This window comes from Streptomyces sp. NPDC041968 (genome assembly GCF_055589025.1).
On the sequence record NZ_JBVJCB010000037.1, the window covers coordinates 1 to 1,301 of the forward strand.

The 1,301-nt window shown below is 71.5% G+C and carries 1 protein-coding gene and 1 pseudogene; both read right to left on the minus strand.

Annotated features, from left to right (window positions below):
- Positions 1 to 1,185, minus strand: a 1,185-nt coding sequence (locus tag ACZ6EG_RS34000) for a lactate utilization protein B (RefSeq protein ID WP_469610519.1), incomplete at its 3' end; no start/stop codon positions are given.
- Positions 1,182 to 1,301: pseudogene (locus ACZ6EG_RS34005) on the minus strand ((Fe-S)-binding protein); the annotation flags it as partial. The pseudogene ACZ6EG_RS34005 and the gene ACZ6EG_RS34000, both read right to left, overlap by 4 nt.

A 1,301-nucleotide genomic window follows, 5' to 3' on the forward strand; every position in this document is an offset into this window, starting at 1 on the left:
CTCCCGGAGGTGGACGAGGACCTCGGGGATGTCGATGGCGACGGGGCAGACCTCGTAGCAGGCGCCGCACAGGGAGGAGGCGTAGGGCAGGGAGGCGTCGATGTCGCTGGCGGTGCCGCGTAGTTGAGGGCTGAGGATGGCGCCGATGGGGCCCGGGTAGACGGAGCCGTAGGCGTGGCCGCCGGCGCGTTCGTAGACGGGGCAGACGTTCAGGCAGGCCGAGCAGCGGATGCAGCGCAGGGCCTGGCGGCCGACCTCGTCGGCGAGGGTGTCGGTGCGGCCGTTGTCCAGCAGGACCAGGTGGAAGGCGCGGGGACCGTCCCCGTCGGACGTACCCGTCCACATGGACGTGTAGGGGTTCATGCGCTCGGCGGTCGAGGAGCGGGGCAGGAGCTGGAGGAAGACCTCCAGGTCGCGGAAGGTGGGGATGACCTTCTCGATGCCGACCACGGAGATCAGGGTCTCGGGCAGGGTCAGGCACATCCGGCCGTTGCCCTCGGACTCCACGACGACGAGGGTGCCGGTCTCGGCGACCATGAAGTTGGCGCCGGAGATGCCGACCCTGGCCCGCAGGAACTTCTCCCGCAGGTGCAGGCGGGCCGCTTCGGCGAGTTCGGCGGGTGTGTCGGTCAGGGTCTCGGGCGCGGGCCGGCCCCACGCGCTCATCTCGGTCCGGAAGATGTCCCTGATCTCGGCGCGGTTGCGGTGGATGGCCGGGACCAGGATGTGCGAGGGCCGGTCCCGGCCCAGCTGGACGATCAGTTCGGCCAGGTCGGTCTCGTAGGCGCGGATGCCGGCCGCTTCCAGGGCCTCGTTGAGGCCGGTCTCCTGGGTGGCCATGGACTTGACCTTGACGACCTCCCGCTCGCCGGTCTCCTCGACGAGGCGGGTGACGATCGCGTTGGCCTCGGCGGCGTCGGCGGCCCAGTGCACCGTCCCGCCGGCCGCGGTGACCGCCTCCTCCACCTGGACCAGGTAGCGGTCCAGGTGGCGCAGGGTGTGGTCCTTGATGCGTTTGCCGGCCTCCCGCAGTGCCGCCCAGTCGTCCAGCTCGGCGACCGCGCGGGCCCGCTTGTCGCGGATGGTGTGCGTGGCGTGGCGCAGGTTGCCCCGCAGCGTCGTGTCCCGCACGGCCTCCCGCGCCGCCTCGGGGAAGGACGGCATCCCCAGATACGTCCCGCTCATGGCAAGGGCTCCTCTTCCGTGCTCGCGAGGATCTCCGCGAGGTGCAGTGTCCGCTGCGGGGCGTCCTGGCGGCGCAGCATTCCGCCGAGGTGCATCAGGCAGGAGTTGTCGGCACC